Source organism: Variovorax sp. PMC12 (assembly GCF_003019815.1).
GTDB lineage: Bacteria > Pseudomonadota > Gammaproteobacteria > Burkholderiales > Burkholderiaceae_C > Variovorax.
Map to the genome: position 1 here is coordinate 5,784,214 of NZ_CP027773.1, position 25,298 is coordinate 5,809,511.

Consider the following 25,298-nt stretch of genomic DNA (forward strand, 5'->3'; position numbering starts at 1 on the left):
GGGCAGCGCATGTTGCGGCCGGATTTCAGCGTATTTCAATTCATTTCAACGTACGAGGGCTTCGGACCGCGGTGGCGCCCGGCCTATGATCCGCTACCCGATCCGCCGCAACGTGAACCTGTCCACCCGCATCCTCATCGTCGACGACGACGCCGGCATCCGCAGCCTGGTGGCGTCCTTCCTGGAAAAGCATGGCTTCCAGGTCGACGGGGCCGGCCATCCGGCGGAGATGCGCGAACGCCTTGCACAGGCCGACTACGCGCTCATCGTGCTCGACGTGATGATGCCCGGCGAAGACGGCCTGAGCGCGCTGCGCGAGCTGCAGCGCATCGGCGGGCCGCCGGTCATCATGCTGTCGGCCGTGGGCACCGACATTGACCGCATCGTGGGCCTGGAGATCGGCGCCGAAGACTACCTGGCCAAGCCGTGCAACCCGCGCGAGCTGCTGGCGCGCATCCGCACCGTGCTGCGGCGCGCGGCCAAGCCTTCTGCCGCCCAGGCCGCGCCGGCCGTGCGGCAAGCGGCGGGCGATGCGCCTGCCACGCTGCTGTACTTCGCGGGCTGGCGCATCGACCTCGAAACCCGCCTGCTGCACGACCCGAAGGACCAGCCCGTGGACCTGTCCGACGGCGAGTTCCGCCTGCTTCGCGCGCTGGTGGAGCATCCGCGCCGCGTGCTTACGCGCGACCAGCTGGTGCAGTACGCGCTCGGCGCGGAAAGCGATTCGTACGACCGCGCGATCGATGTGCAGATCAGCCGCCTGCGCCGCAAGCTGGCCTCCGGCGAAGCGCGTGCCGACCTGATCCGCACGGTGCGCAACGAGGGCTACATGTTCGTGCCCGCAGTTACGCGCACGCCCGAGGCCTGACCCAACGCCGTCCGGCCGGTGCGGCAAAGAAGCCGCAACACGCTGAAATCCGTGGGCAATGCGCCGGCCGCAAGCTGGAGGCCTCGCATTCATCACACCTATCGATCCATGACCTTCCTCGACTGGCTTCTGGACTGGCGCACCCTTGTCGCGCTGGCCGTGGGAGATGCGGCGCTGATGGCGATGTTCCTGTTGTGGGACGCCAGGCACCTTGCGTCCCTCACATTCACGGTGCTGGAGCAACAGCGCCTCAGCCCAGAAGACCGTGGCGCGACGCTTCGAGGATTGCCTGGGTCCGGGACTTGACCTCCAGCTTGCGATACGCGTTGCGTGCGTGGAACTCCACGGTGTGGATCGAAAGCTCCAGCGCGTCGGCGATCTGCCTGTTGCTCAGTCCGTCGGCAATCAGGCGCAGGAGCTGCAGCTCGCGCGGCCTCAGCCGGCGCGGAGGTTCCGCCGCATCGGGGCGGGCACCGGCACCACGCCGCATCGACACGGCCAGCATGTCCAGCACGCGGCGCGCCACGCGCGGGTCCAGCGCCACGCCACCGCTTTCCAGCGCGCGCAGCGCACAAGCGATCTCCGCGTCTTGCGCATCGCTCAGCAGATAGCCCGTCGCGCCCGCGGCGAAGGCTCGGCGCACCAGGTCGCGGTTGTCCATGTCCGACATCGCGACCACCTGCGCGCGAGGTTGTGCCGCACGTATGCGCGCGATCAGCCGTGCGCCCTCGCCCTGGGGATGAAGCTGCATGTCGACGAACACCAGCTCGAACGAGAAGGCTGCCAGCAGGTAGTTGGCTTCCTCCGGCGTGGACACGTGCGGCGCATGCCGGCCTGGCGCGATCGCGCCGAGGATGCGCAGCATGCGCCGGGCGACCGCGGGGTCGGCTTCCACGAGCAACGCACTGAAGAAGGGCACCGGCCGGAGCATGCGCGAGATGCTCAGAGCGCCGGCTTCGGATGCGCGAGGTGGCCCGCCTTGCGCGCGTGCCTGCAGGTGCCGGCATGCTTGCGCGCGGACGCCGTGCTTGTCCCCGATTCCATGATGGGCGCGAGGGTCGACCGGGCGTAGTTGCCCGCCTCGTCGGTCTCTTGCGCGGTGCAGGTTTCGCTGCCGGCCACCAGCATGCCGGCGACGAGCGCGCCGAACGCCAGCAGGCCCGCCAGCCGCGGCATCCATGCGCTGCGGCGCCAGCCCTGCCGGGCCGTGCGCGCGGCAGGCGCCCTGTTCCATCGCGCTTGCATCGAGCGCCTCTGTGCCTGGCCGGTCGCGACTGCGGTGGGCAGCGGGCCGCTGAATCGGAGCGCTTGCGAAGCGCCGTGTGTGTCGCGATGCCAGGGGCTGTTCATGGCTGCCATGTTGGGCTTCAAAACGGGAGAAAAATTGGACGGCCGGCGCATCGGTTGTGCGCTGCTTCAGCGGTTGAAGCGGCGCGGCCCATGCGGCCAGTCGCCGTTCAGCAGCAGGCCCAGGCCGGTGGCGCGCAACGCCGCGGCCAGGGGGTCAATGAAGAAGCCGCCGACATAGTTTGCCGACTCGGGAAACGCCTCGGCGCGCGCGACTGTCGGCGCCGGTGCCTGCGCGACAGGTTCCGCATCGCGCTTCGGATCACGCTCCGGCTGAGCCACGCTGATCCACGCGCCCGGCGGGTCCGCCGTGACCGTCATGTACTCGGCTCCCTCGAACTCGTAGACCAGTGCGTACTTGCCGCCGGGCAGCCAGGTGCTGGATACCACGCGTGCCTGAGATGCCGCGTGCGCCGCGCCGCAGGCCATGCCGATGCAAAGCGCGCCGGCTGCCAGAGCCATTCGCTGGAGGAGAGTGTTCATGTGCGGGTCCTAGAAATCGAGCTTCGCGCTCAGGCTGAAGGTGCGCGGGTCGCCGGGCTTGATGTAGTTGTCGTACTGGAACTCCCAGTAGCGCCGGTTCGTCACGTTGTTGATCGCCGCGCGGAAGGTGGTGTTGCGCCTGCCGATGCGCGTGGTGTAGCTCGCGCCGATGTTGGCGACGGTGTAGCCCGGCAGGCTGAGCTGGTTCGACGCGTCGAGCATGGTGCCGCCCGTGTACTTCATGTCGGCCGACAGCTTGAGGCCAGGCACCTGCGCCACGTCGTACCCCACCTGCGCGGCGGCGATCATCTTCGGCGCGCCCGCGACGCGGTTGCCGGTGTAGCTGCTGCCGCGCCGGTAGGAGGCGTCGAGCAGCATCAGGCTGCCGCCGAGCTGCCACTGCGAGCCCAGCCGCGTGGAGGCACCGAACTCCGCGCCCTGGTAGACCGACAGGCCGTCCTGCACCAGCACGTTGGCGCTGTTGGCGTACTCCGCGCCGCGCTCGATGCGGAACAGCGCGGCGGTGGCGCTCCAGCGCTCGCGCTCGGTCTTCAGGCCCAGCTCGTACTGGCGGCTCTTCAGCGGGTTGAGCAACTGGCCGTCGTTGGCGTAGAGGTTGCTCACCGTGCTGCCGGGCTCCAGCGACTCGACATAGCTGCCGTAGAGCGTGGTGCCGGGCGCGGGCTTGAACATGAGCGCCAGCGTGGGCGTGACGACGTCGCTCTTGCGGTAGGTGGCGGTCTGCGTGCCCGTGGTGTCGTAGCCGTTCTGCTCGTAGGTGGTGCTGCGCAGGCCGGCCAGCACCGACCACCTGTCGGACAGCTTCAGCGTGTCGCTCGCGAACAGCGCACGCTGCGTGATGTCGCTGTTGCGGTAGGGCGTGAAGCCGGTGACGCTGGTGTAGCCGTTGGTGTCCTGGCGGAAGATGCTGCCGGTGCCGATCAGCTGGTAGACGGCGTTGCTGCTGTAGTAGTTGACCTGCTTCTGCCACGAAGCGCCCAGCGTCACCTGGTGTTCGAAGCCGCCTGTACGCAGCCTGCCGGTGGCCATGGCCTGCCACTGGTTGAAGCGATGGCCCTCGGCGCTGTCGGAGCGGTAGTCGTCGTAGCTGCCGCTCGCGTCCTGCAGGTAGGCGATGCCTTCGTTGCGGCTGCGCGTGGCGCTGCTGTGGCTGTAGCTGGTGCTCAAGGTCCAGTCGGGCGACAGCTGGTACTGCAGGCCGGTCGAGTAGAGGGTGAAGTCGGTGGACAGGTGCTGCCCCGCGCCCACTAGGCTGGCGTTGTTCGCGCCGATGGTCGCGGGCAGGCTCGTGCCTGTGTAGCTGCCCAGGTAGATCGACGGTGTCTGGCCGGTGGTCAGGCGCTTCTGGTGGAGCGAGTCGAAGGTCCAGGTGAGCTTGTCGGTGAGCCTCGCGTCGAGGCCGAGCGACACCGAATTGCGGCGCACGTTGCCGTCGTTGTAGGTCTTGCCTTCCTCGTGCGTGGCGTTGAGCCGGTAGCCGAAGCGATCGCCGGTGCCGAAGCGCCCGCCCAGGTCGACATGCTCGCTCCAGACGCCGGCGGTCTTGTAGCCGACCTCGATGCTGCGCACCGGCTGGTCGGTCGGCTTCTTCGTCACGTAGTTGACGATGCCGCCCGGCGAGCCGAAGCCGTACATGAAGCCCGACGAGCCCTTGAGCAGCTCGATCTGTTCGAACTGCTCGTAGGGCAGGGTGATGGCATAGCTGAGAAAAGGCTGGCCGTTGATGCGGTAGCCGTTCTGCCAGTCCAGCGGCAGGCCGCGCACCGAGATGTAGGTGGCCCAACTGCTGTAGGCCCCGCTGTTGTCGGAGACCGAGGCGTCGAGCGCGAACACGTCGCCTAGCTTGGACACCTGGCGCTCGGCGATGTCTTCGCTGCGGACCACGGTGGTCGAGAAGGGTGTCTCCAGTTGCGATCGGGTGCCCAGAGCACCGGCACCAGCCTTGGCGCTCAGGTGCTGCGGTGTGTCGTCCTGCGCGTCGGCGGTGACGGTCACCGTCGGCAGCGCTGCGCTTTCGCCGGATTGGGTGGCCTGCGCGTCCTGCGCGTGGGCCCTGCTGCCTTGTGCGGCGGCCCACAGCACCAGCAGGGCGGCTCGCCGCAAGGAAGTGAGTGAAGGGGTGGCGTCGGCGGCGTTCTGGCGTCTCGGGTTCAACGGTGACTCGCTGTGTAGATAAGAATGCCTCTCATCTTCGCGGCCTATCTCGGAGAAATTTGGGACGCCGGCCCAAGGCCCGCCGCAGCGCTCTTTGTCGCGTCAATGCCCGTTGCCGGGCGCCGGGACGAGCTCGCGCTGCTTCAGGAAGTCGTAGAGGCTGACGGCCAGCACCTGCGCGATGGGGATCGGCAGCGTGAGCCGCAGCACCGCGGCGCGGTTGACGGAGCAACGGTCGGAACTGTGGTCGACGCGGCTGGCATCCAGAGTGATGTGGACGCAGCCCGCATTGACCCAGTAGCCCGAGACTTCGTCCGCGAACACCTGCGGTGCATGCAGGTCGTCGAAGTAGGTGGCTTTGGGAGGCTGGGACATGGTGGGGCCGGAAATTGGAAGCCCCGATGATCGGCAGGGATCTGGTAGAAAAATGGGCTGTTGCCCGAGCGGTGCCGTGACTAGAGGTCTTCCGGCGGTTTGGGCTCCGGCCTTCTGATCACCGTGCCGAGGACCGATCCATGCACATTCGTGGTCGCCCCGGTGGGCATGGGAGTGCCCTTGGCCCAGGTCACGATCTTGTCGAACTCCGTCTTGGCGAGTTGGAAGTTCGCGGCGTCGACGGGGGCGGGCAAGCGCCTGTTCGCCAGAAAAGTCTTCTGAGGATGAAGGAACGGCTCTCCCGACTTGCGCAGGGGCTGTTTCAGGACGGGGGCGGGCGTGAATTTTGGCTGTGCCCTGAACGGTCTGCCCAGCCGGAAGCCCTGCACCATGCCGGCCAAATGAGCGCCGTTGTTTACTGCATGAGTGGACACATCGCTGGGTTGGTAGCTCTTGGTACTTTCGTTGAGCCAATAGAGTTGCTGCTTGATGCCGGCCGGCCTCTCGACGACTTGGCGCTCGAATCCGGGCACCTTGCCGATCCACTTGGCCATGCGTTCCGCTTGCTGGTTGTGCTTTTCCTCGAGGTAGAGCGTACGAATGCCGAGCAATGCAGGGACTTCGATCATCCCGCTGCGCATGCCGATGATCGAGAGGCCTCCATGTTCCTCGGCCAACAGGCACCACAGGCCAAGTTGCGCGGAGCGCGGATCGATCTTCACATCGGTCCATATATCGGTCCAGTCGGAATCCTTCCAGAATTCGGCCAGCGTGGGTTGGGTACGCAGTCCGATCTTGTCGCCTGCGGCGACGGGAATCACGGAGGATGAGCGCCCGATTTCTTCGTGCAGCAGGCGCCAGGTAAGGATCGAGGTGAAGTGATGTGCCTTCTCGGCGGTTCTTGGCCCTTCTTTTGCGAACAGAAATACATAGGCACGCTTCTGCAGAAAGCCTCGTCCCACCAGGAAATTTCGCAAGGCTGGCCGCTTGTCGACGACGCCAGTGCCTACCTTCTTGGGCACCTTGTCCAGCCGCCACAGGGCACGCGTGCTTTTTTGCGTGCCCTGCTCGTCGTTTTCGAAAGCATCTGCAATGACTCCCGTGCCGAAGGTCGCGGAGCGCATGAAGATCGGCCGCGGAATCATTGTCTTCATGAACAGCGGGAGATTTGCGCAGTCTCTTTTGCTGACTTGCCGATAGACGCCCTTCATGCTTTTTTCGCCAGCCTCGTCGGATGAGTCGGACGGATTGATGATGCTGATCAGATTCACCCGGTTCGGGCCCACGATGGATTCGTAGAACTTTTGGAGTTCCGTGCCCTGCGTGCCCAACGAGGGGCACGAGAGGATCAATACCCCGAGCCTCGGCTTCAGCCTGAGAGCCGTCGCGATGGAGTTGCGGTCCCCGCTCATGTGGGCCCCCTGCACCATGACTTCGTCGACGTGGGTCTTGCTGAATGGCATGTCGTACCTTTCGTGTGAACTGTGTCAGGAGGGTGGGACGGTGGACCTGTCTCTTCAGCCTTCCGGCCTCACGCCGATGATCGAAAAATAGCGGTTCAAGTCCCCGTCCTCGCGCAGCACTTCCTGCATCAACTGCGGCAGCGGCATGCGCCCCCACGCCACCGCGCGATTCACGAGATATGGCGTCGGGCTGTGTGGCTCCTCGCGCATCAGATAGGCGGCGGCAAGCTCAAGCAGCCGGTAGGCCTCGGCGCGGCTGCCGATCTGGCCGCTTGCCGCGGCCTGCGGCAGAAGCCCGATGGCGGCAAGGGGAGGGGTGAAAGAGGCTTCGCTCATGTGGTTGTCGTCCATCGATGTGGCGGAAATGGCAGATGCGTCCGCTGCCCAGTCGGCGTGCAGCAATTCCGCTGCTTCGGCAGCCGGTTCGGGTTCTTCTTCGTCGCGCGGGTCGCGCCCCTGCAGCATGCTGCGCACTGCCTGTCGCAACTGCGCCAGCATGTCGGTCACCTTTGAAAGGCTGGGCGCACTGGCGCCCAGGCGTTCGTCGAGCAGCGCCGCCAGGCCATCCCAGGCCTCCCAGGCCAGTGCGAGGCGGTCGTCGAGGTACGCGAGCGCGTACACGTCGTAGCCGGCCCGGTCGAGGATGTCCTGGCGCGACGCGACTGCACCTGCCGTGCCGTCGTCCTGCTTCGTTGCCTTCGCTGCCTTCGCGCGGGCAGACGCCGTGCCGAATTCGGTCGTGATGGCGCGCTGCCATTCGCAGAGGTTGATGAAGGGCGGATTCAACTCGGGCCACGGCACCAGCGGCACGCGCATCAACAGCACCTGCGCCAACGTATCGTTCGCCCACACGAACGCCGCCGCCCGCATGTCCGCGTCGCCGTCGTCCCCGATGCGCGGATGCACGCCTTCCCAGAATTCCCGCACCAGCCCTTCGAGCAGCCGCGCGCCGGCGATCAGCCCGTCGATCCCGTGCCGATGCAGCCAGGCCTCGGTGAGCCATGCGGCCACCTGCAGGTCCTTGCTGCGGCGTTGCAGCAGTTCGGTGCACAGCATCTCGGCCGCGCGCCAGTCGGCCTTCTTGAGCGGGCGGGTCCATTCGCCCATCGGCAGGCTGGCGTCTTCTTCTGTGCGTGCCTCGCGGATGCGGGCGTAAACGGGGTCGTAGCGCAGCGACGGCCCGGCGGGGCCTTCGGCGGTGTCGATGGCCATCGGCGCAAGAAATGCCGCGATGTCCGGCGCGAAGCCGTCGGCGGCGGCTTCGGTGTTCAGGGGAGAGAGCAGGGCGGCCATCAGGGGGTGTTCCATTCGGGCGCGCGTGCCGGGAAGGCGGCGGGCCATATCAGGGCGTTCTTCTTGCCGGCGGGGCTGGCCGCGACGCGCAGGAACACGCGCGCGCGTCCGCCGGCCGGTGTCTGGGCGGCGTCGCCGGCCGACTGGGCCACCAGCGGGAACTCGAACTTCAGCAATTGCGAGCGGCCGTCGGGGCGCTGCAGCGAATCGCCTTCGCGCTGCCGCTGTGCCAGCGTGAGCAGCGCCCACGGGTCGGCAAAGCGGAAGCTCACGCTCTGGCCGTCGGTCAGCAGCGCGGGCTGTTGCGGATCGGCGCGCGCGACCACGGGCGAGTCCTTCGCGATGCGCAGCACCAGCGCCACCGGCATGCCGTATTCCCAGCGCAGCGTGCGCGGCGGGTCGCGCTGCCTGAGCACCTGGTCGCCGACCTCGAAGGACCAGTCGATGATTTTGTTGCCCTCGATCTCGGCCATGGTGTTGACCCGGAAGTCCACGCTCAGGTCGTAGCCCGGCGCGCCGCCTTCGTCGGTCGGGAACAGCGGCAGCAGGAAGTCGCGCGCACGGCTGAACTGGTCGGCGAAGCGGCGCGCCGCCGCGCCCGGCATGGCGGCGGTGCGCACGGCGCCGTCCACGCGGCTTTCCTTCAGCGCGCGCGCCAGCGGATCGAAGGCGCGCGACAGGTCGTTCACGTCCGTCGGGTCGGCCAGGTCGAAGGCGCGCGCGGTGGTGGACGCGCCGAACGGATGCCGCCCCGCCAGCGAGCGGTTGAAGCGCGTGGAGAACTGCGTCCACAGTTCCTGCTGGTCGCCGTACTGCAGCTCGTAGCAGCGCGCGAGCAGGGCGCTGTAGATCTGCTGGTGGCGGTCGACAAAGTAGTCGCCGATGCGCGCCGCCGGCGCCTTGCCGGCCAGCTTGGCGGCGCAGGTCTCGCGGTCGATCTCGGCGCCGGTGGTGCCCAGGAACTGCTCGAGCAGCAGCAGGCTGCTGTTCGGGTTCTTCAGCCGGTAGCGCTCCAGGTCGCGGTTGATGGCCTGCCAGCGCTGCGCCAGCACCGAGCCCGCTCCCGCGCCGTCGAGCGCCGCGATGTAGCCGTCGGCCAGCTTGCCCAGCGTTTCGGTGCGGTTGAACTGCTGGCCCAGGTAGGCCGCGAGCGAGCCGGTGTCCGATACGCCGAAGGCCACCAGCATCGGCCCGCGCTCTCCGCGCCAGCCCTGGAAGTCGCGCCCGCGCATGGCGTACAGCTCCGACTGGTTGAAGGCCTCGTCCACGGCTTCGAGGCGCTGCAGCGCGTCGCGCGACACCAGCGCGCGCAGGTCTTCGGCGCGCGGGCCGGCGCCCAGTTCGTACAGCAGCGCCTGGATCTTGGCGAGCCGCTGGCGCGAGGCTTCGTAAGCGAGCGCCTGCGTGTCGGTGGCCATCAGCGTTGACGAAACCGGGCGCATGCCGTCGTTCGCGCCGGTCGCGGCCTCGGCCACCTGGTCGACCACCAGTTGCGCGAAGTGCGCGTTCAGCGCGCTCTCCACGGCCGGGCGCACCGTCGGCGGGAAGGCCGTCATGCCCTCGGCCATGTAGCGCTTGCGGATGTCGCCGATCGCCAGGGCCTGGTCGAGCCGCGGCAGGTCCCATGCGGCCGTTGCGCGCAGGCCCGCGCCGGGCAGCTCGCGGTCGCGCGCGGCGGCCATGAAGGGCTGCGCCAGCAGCGCGGTGAGCGCGTCGCGCAGCGCGATGCGTTCGGGCGCCAGCACGAAGCGGCCGTCCTTGTCCTGCCACAGCAGGCCGGGCTGCGCGCCGCCGAAGCGAAGGTTGAACTCGGCGCGGAATTTCTGGAAGGCGTCTTGCGCGTGGCCGCGCACGGCATCGGCCGACTCCTGCCCCAGCAGCCGGTTCTGCTCGATGCGCGCGATGGTGCGGTCGTAGGAGGCACCCAGCACCAGCACCGGCTGGCGCATCCAGCCGCCCTTGCCCGAGGCCACCAGGTCTTCCTGGTCCTTGATGGCGCCGATCACGTCGCGGTAGCTGGCCGTGGTGCGCGCGAAGGTGCCGTTGCCGGCCAGCGAGGGCATCAGCCGCGCCAGTGTTTGCTCCGACACCAGCAGTTCGTTGTTCGCGAACAGCCGTGCATCGAGCTGCGCCGTGCCCTTGTCGAGCGCGCAGCGCAGCGCCGACTGCACCGGCACCAGCGGAATCGACAGCGCATTGCTCTCGGCCGCCTGGCGGAAGTAGCGCAGGTTGCGGCTCAGGTCGGCGGGCAGTTCGGCGCCCAGCGCGTAGCGCACGGCCACGCGCAGGTCTTCGGCGTTGCCGGTCGATGGCTGGCGCAGGCGCTCCACCGCCTGCAGCGCGGCGTCGAGCTGCTCGGCCGAACCCAGGTAGCGCTGCAGCGCGCCGAACTCCGGCTGGTCTTCCACCAGCAGGCCGTTCTTGCGCGGCGCGTCGCCGATGGTCCTGAAGCTCGGGGGCAGTCCGCAGCTGGCGCCGACGATGAATTCGCCGGTCGCCTCGTCCTGCTCCACGCCGCTCAACTGGCTCACACGTGCCATCAGCTCGCGCCGCAGCGTGCTCACCGCGATGTCGCCGAACTCGCGCTCGATGCGCTCGATCACCCGTTCGTTCAGGTCGTCGAAGGGCCGCCATGAGCCCGGCATGAAGAACGAGTAGGTGCCGTCGGTGCGCAGCCGCTCGTTCATGGCCAGCAGCGACAGCGCCTTGTTGCGGTACCACGCGGTGGGAATGGCCTCGCCGCGCTGCTGCGCGCGCATGCGGTATTGCGCGTCGTGCTGCAGCTGCGAGAGCGCCGACACCAGCGTGCCGTTGTGCCGGTGCAGCTGCCAGGTGGCCACCACCAGGCCGATGCCCCAGCCGCCGAGGAAGATCACCGCCGTCCAGCGCAGCGCCCGGTGCAGCACCGGGCGCGCCAGCGTCTGCGTGCGCGACGGCCGGGTGAGGCCGTATTCGAGAAAGATCTTCTTCTCGAACAGGTCGCGCAGGAACGCCGGCTGGCGCATCAGCTGCGCGATCAGGTCGCCGCCGATGGGCTCCAGGTCCTTGCGGCCGTAGGCGTCGTGCTCGGCGTCGATGGCGGCCACGGCCTGCGCCGATTCGCCGGCGTCGCCGGTCAGGTAGATGCCGCGGAAGAAGAAGGGCTCGTGATAGGCGCTCGGGCGCATCAGCTCGTCGACGTACAGCTGCAACTGGCCGCGCAGCGCCTCGATGCGCGAGGGCAGCAGCAGCTGCGGGCCGGCGCCCTGCGGCGCGGTGTCGGTGGCGAACAGTTCGGCCGACACGTCGGACACCGAGCGCACCACCGTGCCCACGGCCTCGTCGACCCAGCCCGGCTGGTAGGTGGTCGACAGGTCGTAGGGCGACGACCAGCCCAGCATGCTCGCGCGCAGCGGCTCGGGCAGCGCGCGCGCGAAGGCGCTGAAGCCTTCGAGCTGTTCGGCGCCGGTGATGAGCACATAGACCGCGAAGCGCATCGCGAAGCGGTTCTGCGCGAGCCACAGGCGGCGGTGCGCGAGCTTGGCGCGCTTGGAGAGTTCGAGCCGCCCGTCGGTGCTGTCGTCCATCAGCAGCGCGGCGGGAATGGTGATGACCACCGAGTCGAACGGCCGCTGTGGCCGGTAGGCGCGGCACATGCCGAGGAACTCGTCCCACGGCTTCTCGGAGGCATCGTCGTCGTCGGGCGAGCCGAGGTAGGCGCCCTGGATGTCGATGACCACGCCGCGGTCGAAGAAGTGCCACGAGATGCCCTGCGTGGCCGCGGCCGAGGCCGACTCGGTGCTCAGCGCGCTGGCCACGCCCGACTGCTCGATGGGCAGTTGGCGGTGGTCGTCGCCTTCGTTGAGCAGCATGATCCATGGAATGCCGTAGCGGTCGGCGCGCGAGGCGATGTTGCCTTCGATCAGCTCCACCGCCTGGCGGAACGAGCTGCGCAGCGAGTCGAAGCGGATGCGCGCGACCTTCGGGTCGCTCGAAGGCTTGGCGTGCGAACGCCGCGCGGCAAAGTACAGCACCATGCCGAGCACGAGCAGCACCACCAGCGTCAGCACCGCGATGGAAATGAGAAAGAGCTGGTCGGTCAGCATGGCGACGACCTCCTGGGGCTCGTTGAATGGCGCATGTCGTTCATCGCTGGTACGCCCCCGATGCATCGACCGCGCCCGGCTGCAGCACCTGCCGCACCGGCCACGACTGCCACAGCCACAGCAGTTCCGACACCGCCAGCAGCGTGGCGGCGCTCAGCAGGAACAGCACCGTCCAGCGGCTGAGCGTGGGCAGCTTGCGCGGCGCGATGTGCGAGAGCGTGCTGGCATAGGCCCGCTCCGACACCACGCGGTCGCGGCCCGAGAAATCGGCCGGCCGCTGGTAGACGAACTGGAACAGCTCCTCGCGGTAGCCGAGCAGCCGCGCTTCCTCGCCGCCGCCGCGGTATTTGCCCTGAAAGCCCAGGGCCAGCGCAAAGAGATACAGCCGCGCGATGTCCCGCTTGGAGGGCTCGCGGCCCGACAGCAGTTCTTCGATGCGGCTGAACACAAGGTCGCCCGCGATGTTGGTGCGGAACAGCGAAGACTCCAGCAGGTGCGCGGTCCAGCGCTCGCGGCCGATCCACGGCGTGTGCAGCAGGATCTCGTCGGCCAGCGCGGCCTTCAGGTAGCGCGCGTCGGCCACGTTCTCCAGCTCGAAGCGGGTGCTGTCGCGGCGCGATTCGAGCGACTGGAGCTCCAGCAGGTTTTCCAGGTGGCGGGCCAGCGACTGCGCCACCAAGTCGGGGTCGGTCTCGCGCGAATCGGCGGTGCGGTCGCGGGCCTTCACGATCTCGTCGTAGAAGGCGCGGAACTGCTTGGTGATGTGGTCATCGACCGCGAGGTCGGGAAGGGTGCGTGCCATGGGGGTCAGTCCTTGATGAACAGCACGATTTCCTGCGGAGGCTGCGCGGTGGCGCCTTCGTTGGCGTTGGCTATCACCAGCAGTTCGCCAGGCACGGTGAGCGCGGCGCTGGTCTGGATGGCGTAGAGCAGGTAGCCCGAGCCGGGGCGCAGGCCCAGTTCGTCGGCCGACTCGATGGGGCGGCGCACCGCGCCCAGCACGCGGCGTTCGCGCAGCGACGGGTAGGCCGACTGCGACCCGACGATGGCGCTGTCCATCCAGGCCAGCAGGTCCTTGTCGGACTGGCCGCGCAGGCCGATCACGATGCGCGCGCCCGACAGCCATTGTGGCTGCAGCGTGGTCTCGAAGGCGCCGTGGCGGAACTCGAACTTGTGCTCGCGGTACTCCTGGCTCACTTCGGACACCGCGTCGCGCAGCGCCAGCAGCAGCGGCTGGAACACGAGCGAAGGGTTCGCATGGTCGTAGTCCATCGGCACCGGCGGCAGGCCGCCGGGCCGCAGCAGGCTCAGCGAGGCCAGCAGCGCGCACAGCGACCAGTACATCGGCAGCGGATGCAGGTGCGGCGTGCGCAGCACGGCCTCGGCATGCGGCAGGCCCGACAGCAGGCTGCGCAGCCGGTCTTTCAGCTCCAGGTGCGCGAGCCGGTCGTCCACGCGCGAAGACGGAACCGCCGTCTGCTTGGCGACGAAGGCGGCCTTGCCGCGCAACTGGCCCAGCAGGCCGGCGGCGGCCGTCCACAGCGGGTTGTCGCGCGCCACTTCCAGCAGCGGCGGCTGCGCGTCGCCGAGCTTCACCACTTCGTTGTCCTTGAAGACCTGGCCCAGCCGCAGGTGAACGTGCGTGCCGGGCGGCACCGCGCCCGCGCTCAGCGCCAGGCGCGGCAGCATGCGCGGAATGTTGGCGGGCTCGGCATCAGACACCGCGTCTTCCACCGGCGCGCCGGCCACCGAGCGAAAGCGCACGGTCGCGGAGCGGTGCCGTGCTGGCGCGTTCACGGGCAGCGTGAGGTAGATGTCGAGCGGCTCGTTGGCCAGCTGTTCCTGGTGCGGCGCTAGCGACAGCTCCAGCGCGCCGTGGGCCGCCTCGGCGGCCGAGTACTGCACGGCGGTGCCGTCCGGCAGGATGGCTTCGAGCGCCAGCACGCGCAGCATGCCGGCCGGCAGCAGGCCCTGGTCGAAGACCAGGCGGCGCACGCCCCAGCTGAAGGGAGCGGCGGCCAGCGTCTGCCAGGCCACGAGGGAGTCCATGCGCGCCGAGAACTGCTGGAAGTGCTGCGGCGACAGCAGCATGCCTTCATGCCACTCGACGCGGTCGGTGATGGGAGCGGTGTTCACTGTTGAAAGGTCCGGGTTGCTCAACGCGTGGTCGACACGTCGAAGCTTTGGATGTCGAAGCGGGCGATGACGGCGCCCTTGAGGTCTTCCACCCGCACGCGATTGGCGCCGGGCGTGGTGTAGTTCGCGAAGACGAGCACGGCCGCCACGCGCGGCGAGCCGATGGCGCTGGCGGGCACGCGGATCGTCTGGCCCGGCACCAGCTCCCAGGAGAGGTACGACAGGCTTTGCGGGAAGGTCTTCTGCAGGTCGGCGCGCGCGCCGAACCACTTGGCGGCGGTGAGTTCGGTGACGCGGGCGAGCATGGCCTCGTCGAGCACCATCACCACGTCGACCGCCACCGGGCTGTTCTGGTTGGCGTTGGACGCGGCCGACAGCGTGAGCTCGCTCCAGTCCACGCGCGTGCCCTTGGGAAAGAGGCTGCCGCATGCGGCCAGTTGCGCGAGCAGCAGCGCGGCGGCGATCCATCTGAAGAAAGTCGAAGTCCGGTTCATCGCGATATTCCAGGGTTCGCCGCGGCGGAAGTCGCGTAGGCGGCGGGGGGCTGCACGGCCTGCCGCGCACCCACGGCAATGCCCATCAGCATGATCAGCAGGGAAGCCAGCACGCTGCAGCCCGCCAGCAGATAGACGTTGCCGCGCGTGAGCACGAAGCGCAGCGGCTGCACGGGCGCCGCATGGGCGGCGGGCGCGGCCACGCGCTCCGACGGCAGGCCGGCCGACACGATGGCGATGAGCGCGCAGCTGGCCAGCAGCGTGAGCAGGTTGCGCGGGCCTTCGCAGATCAGGTCGATGGCCAGGAACAGCGCCAGTGCCGCTTCTATGGGCAACTGCAGCAGCGACAGCACGATGCCCGCGTAGCCCACGTTGGTCAGGCTGTTGTTGCCGGCCGAGGCGAAGGCCGCGACCGTGGCGCCGGTGCCGATCATTCCGATGTCGGCCGCGCTGAGCGTGCGGTCGTACAGGTTGGCCACGAACAGCGCGAGCAGCACGTAGTAGAGCGCCGAGCCCGCGCGCAGGAACACCGAGGCCGTGGGCACCACCAGCTCCACGATGCCGCGGCTGAAGCCCAGGCGCGCGCTCATCGCCTCGATGGTGTGCGGAATGCTGGCGGTGGTGCTCGACGACACCAGGCTCACCAGCATCGGCGTCTTCAGGTGCTGCAGCACCTCGACCATCGGCTGGTTGCCGCGCCGGTGGATCACCCAGATGGCCGCCATGCCCAGCAGCGCCACCAGCACCACGAAGTGCAGCAAAAAGCCGCTCATTGCGCGGATGGTCACCGCGTCGGTCTGCGAGAACACATGCGCCGACATGCCGAAGGCCACCACCGGCAGCAGGATGTTGGCGCGCGCGATGATGAGTTCGAGCGTGCGGTAGATGCCCTCGAACATGTGGTTGAGCGCGTTGTGCTGCGTGCGCGCCAGCGCCGCGAAGGCCAGCCCGAACAGCAGCGCGCAAGAAAGTATTCCCAGCGAGCGCCCCTCCACCAGCACGCGGAAGAAGTTGTCGGGCAGCAGCGTGGCGCGCGGGCGCTCCACCGGCGTGGCCTGCACGCCGCCGTCGTACAGCCGCATTTCCATGTCGCCGCCGTCGCCGGCCTTCTGCACCAGCTCGCCGAGGTGCTCGCGCAGGTCGGCGTCGAGGTGCGCGCCCGGCGAGTTTACCCAGCCCAGCGCCAGGCCCGTGCCTGCGCAGCTCGCCACCAGCAGCAGCGCCAGGCCCGCGATCATCGCGATGCGCCGCGCGGGAAAGGGCAGCCCCATGGTCTGGCGCAGGCCGAAGAAGGTGGCCACCACCAGCAGCGGAATGGCCGCCATGCTCACGATCGACAGGTACACCTGCGCCGCTGTGTAGGCCACGTCGCCCAGCGCGGGCGCGAAGATGCCCGCGACGCCGCCTGCCGCCATGCACATCAGCAGGGCGAGCAGGCTGTGGGACATGCGCGTCAGGAAACCCATGTCGGCTTGTTCCATCCCTTGTCGAGCGCGAAGGCCACGGTGGCGCGGGCCAGCTCCAGCGAGCTGTCGATCAGCGTGAGGGCGCTGTGCTCGGTGGCGTGCGCGGCGTGGGCTGCGATGGGAAGTTCGGTGCAGCCCATGATCACGGCGGTGGCGCCGGTGGCGGCCAGTGCTTGCAGCGCAAGCTCGAAGGCGGCCGCGCCGGCCCGCACGTCGCCGGCCTTCACCGCGCGGATGCAGGCGTCCACATGGTCCTGGCCGGTGGCGGCATCGGGCACGAGGAAGTCGATGCCGCGCTCGCGCAGCGCTTCCTGGTAGAAGCCCGAGGCCAGCGCGCCGCGCGTGGCGAGCACCGCCACCCGCGCCGCCCGGCCCGCCGGCGCGGTGGCGATGGCGGCCACGCACGACTGCGCGATGTGGATCACCGGCGCGCGGCTGTGCGCGACCATCTGCGCGTACCAGTGGTGCGACGAGTTGCAGGGAATCGCCACCACGCCCACGCCGATGCTGTTGAGCACGTCGATGCCGGCCAGCAGCGCGGCCAGCGGATCGGGCCCATTGCCCAGGATGGCGCTGGAGCGGTCGGGCACGTGCGGCAGGTTGGCCACGATCACCGGCAGGTGCTCCTGGTCGCGCGTGGCGGGCGTGAGCTGGATGATCTTCTCCATGAAGTCCACCGTGGCCGATGGACCCATGCCGCCGAGAACGCCGATGCGTGACATGAGCGCGTGTTCCCTAGATCTTCAACGGCCGCGGGCACACGACGGCCACGGCCGCGGTGTTGCCGATGACCAGCACCAGCGTGCGCAGCATGTCGCACACCGGGTCCACCGCCAGGAACAGGATGAACGCCGCCTCGAAGGGCAGGCCCAGGTAGGTGCAGGTCATGCCGATCAGCGACACGGTCACCAGCCCCGTCATGCCCGCCGATGCAAAACCCGCGAGCACCGACGACGTGAGCACGATGCCGATTTCTACCGGCGACAGCGAGCGCCCGTAGATCTGCGCGATGAAGAGCGTGGCGCACACGTAGTACACGACCGGCCCGATGCGCAGCAGCGACACCGTGAGCGGCACCAGCAGCTCGACGCGCGAGCGCGCGAAGCCCAGCCGCGTGACCAGGCTCTCGATCATGATCGGCATGCAGGTGGCGCTGCTGCGCGTGGCCAGTGCCAGCGCGAAGGGGCCGCGCAGCGCGTTGAGCGTCTGCCCCAGCGTGCCGTTGGAGCGCTTCCAGATGATCACCGCGGCCACCACCAGCAGCAGCACCGACACCACCAGGAAGGCCACCACGAAGGCGCCCATCGCCCGCAGCGGCTCAATGCCCGTCTTGCCCAGTTGCGCCGCGCTCATGCAGAACAGCACCACCGGCAGCGGAAAGCTCAGCCAGCGCATCAGCGTCTGGCAGGCGTGGTAGACCGTCTCCAGCGCCTGCGTCAGGCCGTCGGAGATGCGCGTGGGCACATGCCCCACCGCCAGGCCGAACAGCAGCGCGAACACCAGCGTCTTCAGCGTGTCGCCGTTGGCCAGCGCCGAGAAGATGTTGGCCGGCACCAGGCTCACCAGCAGGTCGGCGAAGCTGGCGGTCTTCTTGACTTCGTCCACGCCGCGCAGGTTCATGGCCGTGTCGCTGGCGCTCAGGTCTCCGCCGACGATCTGGCCGAAGGTCTGCATGGTGGTGCTGGGCAGGTTCTCGCCGGGGCGAAGAATCAGCAGCGTGGCCGCGCCGGCAATGGCCACGAAGGCCGAGAACGCCAGGAACACCAGCGCCACGCGGCCCAGCAGGCTGGCCGTGCCGCCGTCGCGGAACAGCCGCTGCAGGCTGAAGATCACGGCCGAGACCATGAACGGCAGGGTGATCATCTTCAGCAGGTCGACGTAGATGTCGCCCACGAAGCCCAGCGTGGTTGCCAGCGCGGGCGCGAGCATGCCGAAGGCGACGCCGGCGCCCAGGCTGATGATCACGACCCAGGGGTTGAGGACGAAGGCGTAGAACTTGGAGGAATTCATGATGGGTGCGAGTGCGTTGCGGCGGCTCAGCGGTCGAGCGCCTGCAGCACTTTCTGGATGTCCAGCTTTTCGGTGCGCTGGGCGAGGAACTGGTTGACGTAGGCCAGCAGCGTGGTGTCGGTCACGGCCACGCCGATGCCCAGCGTGTCCTCCAGGTCTTTCAGCGTCACGGTGCGCAGCACCAGCGACACGGTGGGGTCGGCCTTGAGCACGCGCTTGACCTCGAACTCGTCGCGGTAGGCGCTCACGATCTCGCCCTTGTAAAGGGCCGCGAGCACCTCGTTCCAGGTCGCGAATTCCTGCACCTTGGCGTGCGGGAAGTTGGTGCGCGCGTAGTCCGCGAACGACGACTTCGCGATCACGCCGATGCTGCCGTCGAAGTTGCGGATGACCTCCGGAAGCGGCCGCCCGCGCGAGAGCTGCGCGAACTTCACGCGGTTCAGGATCAGCGAGTGGTTCAGCGTGAGGTAAGCGTCGCTGAAGGCGATGGTCTGCGTGCGCGCCAGCGTGCGCGACAGCTTGCTGATGGCCAGGTCGGCCTGGCCGTTGGCCAGCAGGTCGACCACGGCGTTGAAGGTGCCGGCGTCGCGGTTGATGCGCAGCTTGACGCCCAGCTCCTTGGCCAGCGACTGCGCCAGGCCCACTTCGAGCCCGGTCCACTGGCCGCTGTCGTCGAAGAAGAAGAACGGCGGCGTGTCGACCTTGAGCATGGCGACCACCAGCTCGCCGCGCATCACGATGCGCGCGATGTCGGGCGCCAGCAGCCGGCCGTCGGGCACGCGCACGAGGCCGTTGGTGAGCACCGGCGCGGGGGGCGCGGCTGGCGCGTCGGCCGCGGGCGCCGCAGGCGCCGCCACCGGCGCTGCAACTGCCGGAGTGGTGAGCACGCCCTGCGCCACGGGGCGTTCGCCCGCGGCGCCGGCGGCGCTGCTGGCGCACAGCCCGGCGAACGCCAGCAAGGCGGGAAGGGCAAGGCGGCGCAGCGCGACGTGCATGCCCGTGAGTTGTCGTGCGTTGTTCGACATGCTTGGAATCACTTTGGTCATTGGGTGGGGGCGGCGGGAGCCGGCGCGGGCGAAGGCAACGGCGAAGAAGAAGGCATCGGCGCGGGCGCCGCGACGGCGGCGGCGGCAGGGGCGGGCGTGGGCGCCAGCAGCTTGCCGATCTCGATGCCCATCAGGAACAGGAGGACGCACAGCAGCACCAGGCAGACCGCCGTGATGGCGACCATGCGGGAGCTCATCGTGAAAACGTATTGCGACATGGGGTGGGCGGAAACAAGCGGTGACCGGTTCAGGGAACCATGGAAGTGAATTGGCCCGGCACCACGACCTGGATCACACCGCCCCAGTTGCAGGCGAGCTTGGAGCTGTCCTGCAGGGCGGGCATGTTGCCGAGCAGCACGGTGGGCGAGCCCGGCGCCCACGGCGCTGCGGTCACCGGAATGCAGGGCATGGGCGTGAAGGCGCCGAGCGCGGCGGCGGTGGCGGCCGCCACCATCGGGTTCGCCATGCTGTTGCAGGTGCCGAAGGGCAGGATGTTGACGAAAGGCTTGTTGTCCATGATCGTGGCCGCCGGCACGCTGCTGGTGACCACGCCGGCCACGGGCAGCACGCCGAGGGTGGAAGGCGCGGCGCCGAAGCTGCACTGCAGCGTGGCGCCCATGCACACATGCATTCCCATGGCTCAGCTCCCCCTCACGAGTTTTTCCAGGCTCTTCATGAAGCCCGGTGGCGCGGTGGCGGCCACGATCTCGCGGCCGGCGTCGTCGAAGCGGCGCGGGCTGCCCCAGGGCTTGCCCTGGCGGTAGGCGATTTCTTCCATCAGCTGGCCGTTGGGCCAGAAGCGCCGCAGCGGCCCGTGCAGCACGTTGGCCACGTAGGTGGACGACTGCGCCACGCCGCCGCCCGGCAGGTAGTCGAGCACCTCGCCGTCGAGCAGGCCGGCGCGGTAGTTTTCGCGCCGCACCATGCGGCCTTCGTGGAAGTAGGCGGCCTCGCCGTCGAGCCGGCCGGCCACGTAGCGCAGCCGCGCGCTGACGTCGCCCGACTCGGCATAGGAAACGGCCTCGCCGTGCAGCGCGCCGCGCACATGCGTCTGCGTCTGCATCAGCTTGCCGCTGGGGTGGTAGCTGCGCGTGACGCCTTCGGCCACGCCGCCCACGCGCTGGGTTTCCTGCAGCAGCTGGCCGCGCTCGTCGAACAGGCGCATGGCGCCGTGCGGCAGGCCGGCCTGGTAGGCCGCGTCCATCGCCGGCTTGCCCGGGGCCGAAAACACCTGCATCGGACCGTGCGGCACGTCGCCCAGGAAAGATGCGCGCACCACCGTGCGGCCCGCATCGTCCACGGCCTCGCGCACCTCCGCGCCGGGCGCGGATGGAAGAGGCGGGGAAGAAGGAAGAGCCATGGCGTTCAATTGATCTTCACCAGCCCGCCCTTGAGCGTGACCATGCCGCCGCCTTCGACGGCGTTCATGCCCGATGCCTTGCTGCTGATCGACGGCGCCTCGTTCGACAGCGAGGCACCGCCCTTGGCCGACAGCGCCACCCCGGCCTCGGCCTTGAAGTTGACGCCGGCATTGGCGCCCAGGTCGGTGCCAGCCTTCAGGTCCAGCGTCTGGGCCGACTTGATGAGCAGCGTGCCCGTCACGTCGATCACCAGGTTGCCCGTGACCTTGAGCTCGTAGTTGCCGGTGACGGTCTGCGTGAAGTTGGCCTTGTTGTCGTGCGTCTCGTTGCCGGTGACTTCCAGTGCGCGCGTGCCCTTGACCGAGTGGGTCTCGTTGCCCGTGTCGACCTTGACGGTGCGATTGCCCTTGGTGACGGTGTGGAGCTCGTTGCCGGCCAGCACCGTGGTGGTCAGGTCGTTCTCGATTTCCGCCAGCATGTCTTTCTGCGCATGCAGGTAGAACTGCTCGGCGTCCTTCTTGTCCTCGAAGCGCATCTCGTTGCCGGCTTCGCCGTTCTTGGTGGAGCGCGAGCGGAGGGTGCTTTGCGTCGACATGCCCGGCAGGCTCACCGGCGTGGGGTTGGTGCCGTTGTAGACGCTGCCCGAGACCAGCGGCCGGTCGGGATCGCCGTCGACATAGCTCACCACCACCTCCTGCCCTATGCGCGGCAGAAAGAGCGCGCCCCAGCCCTTGCCGGCCCACATCTGCGAGACGCGGATCCAGCACGAGCTCTTGTCGTCCTTCTTGCCCTGCTGGTCCCAGGGAAACTGCACCTTGATGCGCCCGTGCGCGTCGGTCCAGATTTCCTCGCCGGCCGGGCCCACCACCTGCGCGGTGTGGTTGCCCGCCACCACCGGCCGTGGCGTGAGGCGCTGCGGGCGAAACGGCAGGTCGGGCGGCAGGGTCTCGAAGCTGTTGCTGTAGTGCTCGCGATCGGCATGGTGCTGCACGCTGTACACCACGTGCTCCACGTTGAGGTCCTCGCGCGGATGCTCCTGCAGCGTGAAGGTGGTGCCCGGCGTCAGGTAGTGGCAGCGGCTGTCGCCGCGGCCCGACTGGCTGCCGGCCTGGCGCGCTTCCAGGCGGATGCGCGCACGCGCCGCGCCGGCGGCGGCTGCCACGCGCGACGGGTATTCGTAGTCCAGGCCCTGGCCGGCCTTGCCGTCCTGCTGCTCCCGCAGGCTGGTGTCGGGCGTGAGGAAGTCGTAGTCGTCCACCGCCTGCGACTTGGTGACCAGCCGGGCGTCGGACTCGAAGCGGGTCACCGTGTGGGTATGGGCCAGGCCTTCCGCGCCGCCGCGCAGCAGCAGCGTGTCGGCGTGGGGGCAGGGCGCGTAGGCCACCTTGCTGTCGGCCAGCACGAGCTTGTGCTCGCCGTCCGCGAAGGTGAAGAAATAGAAGATGCCTTCCTCTTCCATCAGCCGGGAGACGAAGTCGAAGGCCGTTTCGTCGTAGCGCACGCAGTACTCGCGCTTTGCATAGGTGCCGCCGAGCTGCGAGTCGAAGGCCACGTTGAATTCGGTGAACACCTTCTCCAGGATCTCCACCGTGCTCAGGTTCTGGTAGATCACGCGGTCGCGGCCCAGCGTGAGCAGCCACATGCGCGGCACGAGCTCGAGCGAATAGGTCGCGAAGTCGCCGTGGCTGCCCAGGTAGGAGAAGCGCGAGACGATGCCGTTGAAGAAGCGGGTTTCCTTGTCGGGCCGCTGCATGGCCACGGTGGCCGAGGTGCCGATCAGGTCGGCGCCCTGCAGCGTGCTCAAGGGCGAACGCATGGTGAGCGTGCAGGCGAACAGCCGCGACATCCCCTCCGTGGCCTGGAAGGTGTCGAGCAGCAGGTCGTCCGGCCCGAGCACGGTCTTCACCGTCAGGAAGGCGGCGTGCTGGGTGAAGCCTTCGCGCATGTTCATGCGTCAGCTCAGCGTTGCCGGCTCGAAGCCGAAGGCGAAGGCGCCGCCGCCGTCCACGCCCATGTGCACGGCGGTGAACGCGGCGGCCATCGAGATGCGTTCCAGCACCTGGCGCGACAGCTCGGGCAGCACCGCATGGGCCAGGATGTGGTCGATGTTGCGCGCGCCGCTGTCCACCTCGGTGCAACGCGCGGTGATGGCGTCTTCCACCTGCGCGTCCCAGGTGAAGGCGGCGTGGTGGTTCAGCGCGAAGCGCCGCGCCAGCTTGCCGAGCTTGAGGTTCACGATCGAGCGGATCTGCTCGTCGCCCAGGTGGTGGTACGGCACCAGCGCCAGCCGGCCCAGGAAGGCAGGGCTGAACTGCTTGAGCAGCTCGGGGCGCAGCCGCTCCACCAGTTCCTCGGGGTCGGGCCTGCGCCCGCCCTGCGAGGCCTGCGTGATCACGTCCTGCGCCGCATTGGAGGTCAGCAGGATCAGCGTGTTCTTGAAGTCGATCTGCACGCCTTCGCCGTCTTCCATGGTGCCCTTGTCGAACACCTGGAAGAACAGCTCCAGCACGTCGGGGTGGGCCTTCTCCATTTCGTCGAGCAGCACCACGCTGTAGGGGCGCCGGCGCACCGCCTCGGTCAGCACGCCGCCGCGCCCGTAGCCCACGTAGCCGGGCGGCGCGCCCTTCAGGCTGGAGACGGTGTGCGCCTCCTGGAACTCCGACATGTTCACGGTGATGACGTTGCGCTCGCCGCCGTACAGCAGGTCGGCCAGCGCGAACGCCGTCTCGGTCTTGCCCACGCCGCTGGGGCCCACCAGCATGAACACGCCCACGGGCTTGCCGGGGTCGTCGAGGTCGGCGCGGAAGGTGCGCACGCGCCGCGCGATGGCGTCGAGCGCATCGTCCTGGCCGACCACGCGCTCGGCCAGCTTCTCCTTCAGGTTGAGCACCGTGTGCAGCTCGTCGGTCATCATCTTGCCGACCGGAATGCCGGTCCAGCCGGAGATGACTTCGGCCACCATCACGCCGTCGACGCACACGGGCACCATGGGCTCGTCGCTCTGCAGCGCTTCCAGGCCCTTCTCGAGGCGGCGCAGCGCGGCGGTGAGCAGCGCGGGGTCGTTCTCCTCGTCGGGCGGCGGCGCGCCGTCGCGCAGGCTGTCGGCGATCTTGCGGCGCAGCGCGACGATTTCCATCACCGCGTGCTTTTCTTCATCGACCTTGTCGGACAGGCGCTTGTGCTTCTGGCGCAGCGTGTCGAGCCGCGCGGTGAGCGTGGCGATGGCGTCCTGATGGTCTCCACCGGTGGCGGCTTCGTGGCGCAGCACGCGCAGTTCGCTTTCGCCCGTGGCGATGTCGCGCGCGGCGGACTCCAGCTCGGCCGGCAGCCCGTTCTGCCCGATGGCCACGCGCGCGCAGGCTGTGTCGAGCACGCTGATGGCCTTGTCGGGCAGCTGGCGGCCGGTGATGTAGCGGTGCGAGAGCTTCACGGCTTCGCGCACCGCGTCGTCGATGATCTCCACGCCATGGTGCTTCTCCAGCGTCTCGACCATGCCGCGCAGCATGTCGATGGCCACTTCCTCGCTCGGCTCCTCGACCTTCACCACCTGGAAGCGCCGTGCCAGCGCCGGGTCGCGCTCCACGTATTTCTTGTACTCGGCCCAGGTGGTGGCGGCAATGGTGCGCAGCTCGCCGCGCGCCAGTGCGGGCTTGAGCAGGTTGGCTGCGTCGCCCTGGCCTTCGGCGCCGCCCGCGCCGATGAGCTGGTGCGCCTCGTCGATGAAAAGAATCACCGGCGTGGGCGAGGCCTTGACCTCGGCGATGACCGACTTCAGCCGGTTCTCGAATTCGCCTTTCACCCCCGCGCCGGCCTGCAGCAGCGCCAGGTCGAGCGAGCGCACCGACACCTGGCGCAGCGCGGGCGGCACGTCGCCCTGCACCACGCGCTGCGCGAAGCCTTCGACCACGGCCGTCTTGCCGACGCCGGCCTCGCCGGTGAGGATGGGGTTGTTCTGGCGGCGGCGCAGCAGCACGTCGATGATCTGGCGGATCTCTGCGTCGCGACCGCGGATGGGGTCGATCGCGCCGTCGCGCGCGAGCTGCGTCATGTCGACCGTGTACTGGTCGAGCGAGGGCGTGGCCGAATTGCCGCGGCGCGCGGTGGGCATCTGCAGCGGCGCCGCGCCTGCATCCGCGAGCGACGGTGCGGCCGACTGGCTCGGGGCGGGCGCCGAAGACGCTGGCGCGGCGTTCAACGCCGAGGCTGCCGCGTCTTCCGGCGAGGACTGCAACAGGCCCGCGAGCTCGTCGCGCAGCGCGCCGCGCGGAATCTGCAGCAGCGCGGGCGCGGCATCGACGAGGCGCCCGCGCAGGCGGTCCACCTCCAGCAGCGCCAGCATCAGCGTGCCCGAACGGATGTGCTGCTGGCCCAGCAGCATCGAGCTCATGAGCCAGGCTTCCTGGAACAGCGGCGCGAAGTCGGGCGCCAGGCTGGGCGTGCGGCCGTTGCCGCGCTTGAAGGTGTCGAGCGACTTCTGCAGCTGGGCCTGCACGGTCTCGGGCCGGATGCCGAAGCGGCCGAACACCAGCCGCAGGTCGGGCGCGTCGTTGTCCACCAGCTTCAGCAGCAGGTGTTCGAGGTCGACGTTGTAGTGCGTCTGCTGCACGCACAGCTCGGCCGCCTGTTCCATGGCGCGCTTGCATTCCGGGTTGAGCCGGCCGAGCAGGGTGCGGATGTCGATGTCCATGAGGAATGT

The 25,298-nt window shown here is 68.8% G+C and carries 21 protein-coding genes; 1 reads left to right on the top strand and 20 read right to left on the bottom strand.

The window, feature by feature from the left end:
• Positions 1-85: 85 nt before the first annotated feature.
• Positions 86-868, top strand: coding sequence for a response regulator (locus C4F17_RS27190; protein ID WP_081271723.1), 783 nt, complete (start codon positions 86-88; stop codon positions 866-868).
• A 250-nt stretch (positions 869-1,118) separates the two neighbouring features.
• Here the strand turns inward: C4F17_RS27190 and C4F17_RS27195 are convergent, their stop codons facing one another.
• The 20 genes from C4F17_RS27195 to tssH form a co-directional block, all read right to left on the bottom strand.
• Positions 1,119-1,799, bottom strand: a complete 681-nt coding sequence (locus C4F17_RS27195; RefSeq protein ID WP_106937328.1) for a response regulator transcription factor — start codon at positions 1,797-1,799, stop codon at positions 1,119-1,121.
• A gap of 11 nt (positions 1,800-1,810) precedes the next feature.
• Complete coding sequence (locus tag C4F17_RS27200) at positions 1,811-2,113, bottom strand: hypothetical protein (RefSeq protein ID WP_159053744.1); 303 nt, start codon at positions 2,111-2,113, stop codon at positions 1,811-1,813.
• A gap of 171 nt (positions 2,114-2,284) precedes the next feature.
• Positions 2,285-2,698: a hypothetical protein gene (locus C4F17_RS27205; RefSeq protein WP_159053745.1), complete on the bottom strand. Its 414-nt coding sequence runs from the start codon at positions 2,696-2,698 to the stop codon at positions 2,285-2,287.
• 9 nt (positions 2,699-2,707) lie between these two features.
• Positions 2,708-4,822, bottom strand: a complete 2,115-nt coding sequence (locus C4F17_RS27210; RefSeq protein WP_106937331.1) for a TonB-dependent siderophore receptor — start codon at positions 4,820-4,822, stop codon at positions 2,708-2,710.
• Positions 4,823-4,975: 153 nt separating this feature from the next.
• Positions 4,976-5,248, bottom strand: coding sequence for a hypothetical protein (locus C4F17_RS27215; protein WP_081271728.1), 273 nt, complete (start codon positions 5,246-5,248; stop codon positions 4,976-4,978).
• Between the two features lie 80 nt (positions 5,249-5,328).
• Positions 5,329-6,711, bottom strand: a complete 1,383-nt coding sequence (locus C4F17_RS27220) for a hypothetical protein (protein ID WP_159053746.1) — start codon at positions 6,709-6,711, stop codon at positions 5,329-5,331.
• Between the two features lie 54 nt (positions 6,712-6,765).
• Complete coding sequence (gene tssA / locus C4F17_RS27225; protein ID WP_159053747.1) at positions 6,766-8,004, bottom strand: type VI secretion system protein TssA; 1,239 nt, start codon at positions 8,002-8,004, stop codon at positions 6,766-6,768.
• The gene (locus tag C4F17_RS27230; protein ID WP_106937334.1) at positions 8,004-12,089 is read right to left on the bottom strand and encodes a type VI secretion system protein; all 4,086 of its coding nucleotides are present in this window, start codon (positions 12,087-12,089) and stop codon (positions 8,004-8,006) included. The genes tssA and C4F17_RS27230 overlap by 1 nt, the downstream gene beginning before the upstream one ends.
• 40 nt (positions 12,090-12,129) lie before the next feature.
• The gene (locus tag C4F17_RS27235; RefSeq protein ID WP_081271732.1) at positions 12,130-12,891 is read right to left on the bottom strand and encodes a DotU family type IV/VI secretion system protein; all 762 of its coding nucleotides are present in this window, start codon (positions 12,889-12,891) and stop codon (positions 12,130-12,132) included.
• Positions 12,892-12,896: 5 nt separating this feature from the next.
• Positions 12,897-14,225: a type VI secretion system baseplate subunit TssK gene (tssK, locus tag C4F17_RS27240; RefSeq protein ID WP_267898702.1), complete on the bottom strand. Its 1,329-nt coding sequence runs from the start codon at positions 14,223-14,225 to the stop codon at positions 12,897-12,899.
• Between the two features lie 20 nt (positions 14,226-14,245).
• Entirely contained in the window at positions 14,246-14,719 is a 474-nt protein-coding gene (locus C4F17_RS27245) for a hypothetical protein (protein WP_081271733.1), read from the bottom strand.
• Positions 14,716-16,200, bottom strand: a complete 1,485-nt coding sequence (locus C4F17_RS27250; protein ID WP_234382433.1) for a dicarboxylate/amino acid:cation symporter — start codon at positions 16,198-16,200, stop codon at positions 14,716-14,718. Before C4F17_RS27250 ends, C4F17_RS27245 begins: the two co-directional genes overlap by 4 nt.
• The gene (locus C4F17_RS27255; protein WP_106937335.1) at positions 16,173-16,907 is read right to left on the bottom strand and encodes an aspartate/glutamate racemase family protein; all 735 of its coding nucleotides are present in this window, start codon (positions 16,905-16,907) and stop codon (positions 16,173-16,175) included. Before C4F17_RS27255 ends, C4F17_RS27250 begins: the two co-directional genes overlap by 28 nt.
• Positions 16,908-16,920: 13 nt before the next feature.
• The gene (locus C4F17_RS27260) at positions 16,921-18,195 is read right to left on the bottom strand and encodes a dicarboxylate/amino acid:cation symporter (protein ID WP_081271735.1); all 1,275 of its coding nucleotides are present in this window, start codon (positions 18,193-18,195) and stop codon (positions 16,921-16,923) included.
• 26 nt (positions 18,196-18,221) lie between these two features.
• The gene (locus C4F17_RS27265) at positions 18,222-19,241 is read right to left on the bottom strand and encodes an ABC transporter substrate-binding protein (protein ID WP_234382434.1); all 1,020 of its coding nucleotides are present in this window, start codon (positions 19,239-19,241) and stop codon (positions 18,222-18,224) included.
• Positions 19,238-19,438 carry a hypothetical protein gene (locus C4F17_RS27270; RefSeq protein ID WP_234382435.1) on the bottom strand — a complete coding sequence of 67 codons (201 nt, stop codon included), beginning with the start codon at positions 19,436-19,438 and terminating at the stop codon, positions 19,238-19,240. Before C4F17_RS27270 ends, C4F17_RS27265 begins: the two co-directional genes overlap by 4 nt.
• A 50-nt stretch (positions 19,439-19,488) precedes the next feature.
• On the bottom strand, positions 19,489-19,878 hold the full coding sequence (locus C4F17_RS27275) for a DUF4280 domain-containing protein (RefSeq protein WP_106937336.1): 390 nt from the start codon (positions 19,876-19,878) through the stop codon (positions 19,489-19,491).
• Positions 19,879-19,881: 3 nt separating this feature from the next.
• The gene (locus C4F17_RS27280) at positions 19,882-20,601 is read right to left on the bottom strand and encodes a toxin-antitoxin system YwqK family antitoxin (RefSeq protein ID WP_106937337.1); all 720 of its coding nucleotides are present in this window, start codon (positions 20,599-20,601) and stop codon (positions 19,882-19,884) included.
• 5 nt (positions 20,602-20,606) lie between these two features.
• Positions 20,607-22,553, bottom strand: coding sequence for a type VI secretion system Vgr family protein (locus C4F17_RS27285; RefSeq protein ID WP_325001526.1), 1,947 nt, complete (start codon positions 22,551-22,553; stop codon positions 20,607-20,609).
• A gap of 3 nt (positions 22,554-22,556) precedes the next feature.
• Positions 22,557-25,289 (bottom strand): type VI secretion system ATPase TssH, encoded by a 2,733-nt coding sequence (tssH, locus tag C4F17_RS27290; RefSeq protein WP_106937338.1) that lies wholly within the window; start codon positions 25,287-25,289, stop codon positions 22,557-22,559.
• Positions 25,290-25,298: the final 9 nt, after the last annotated feature.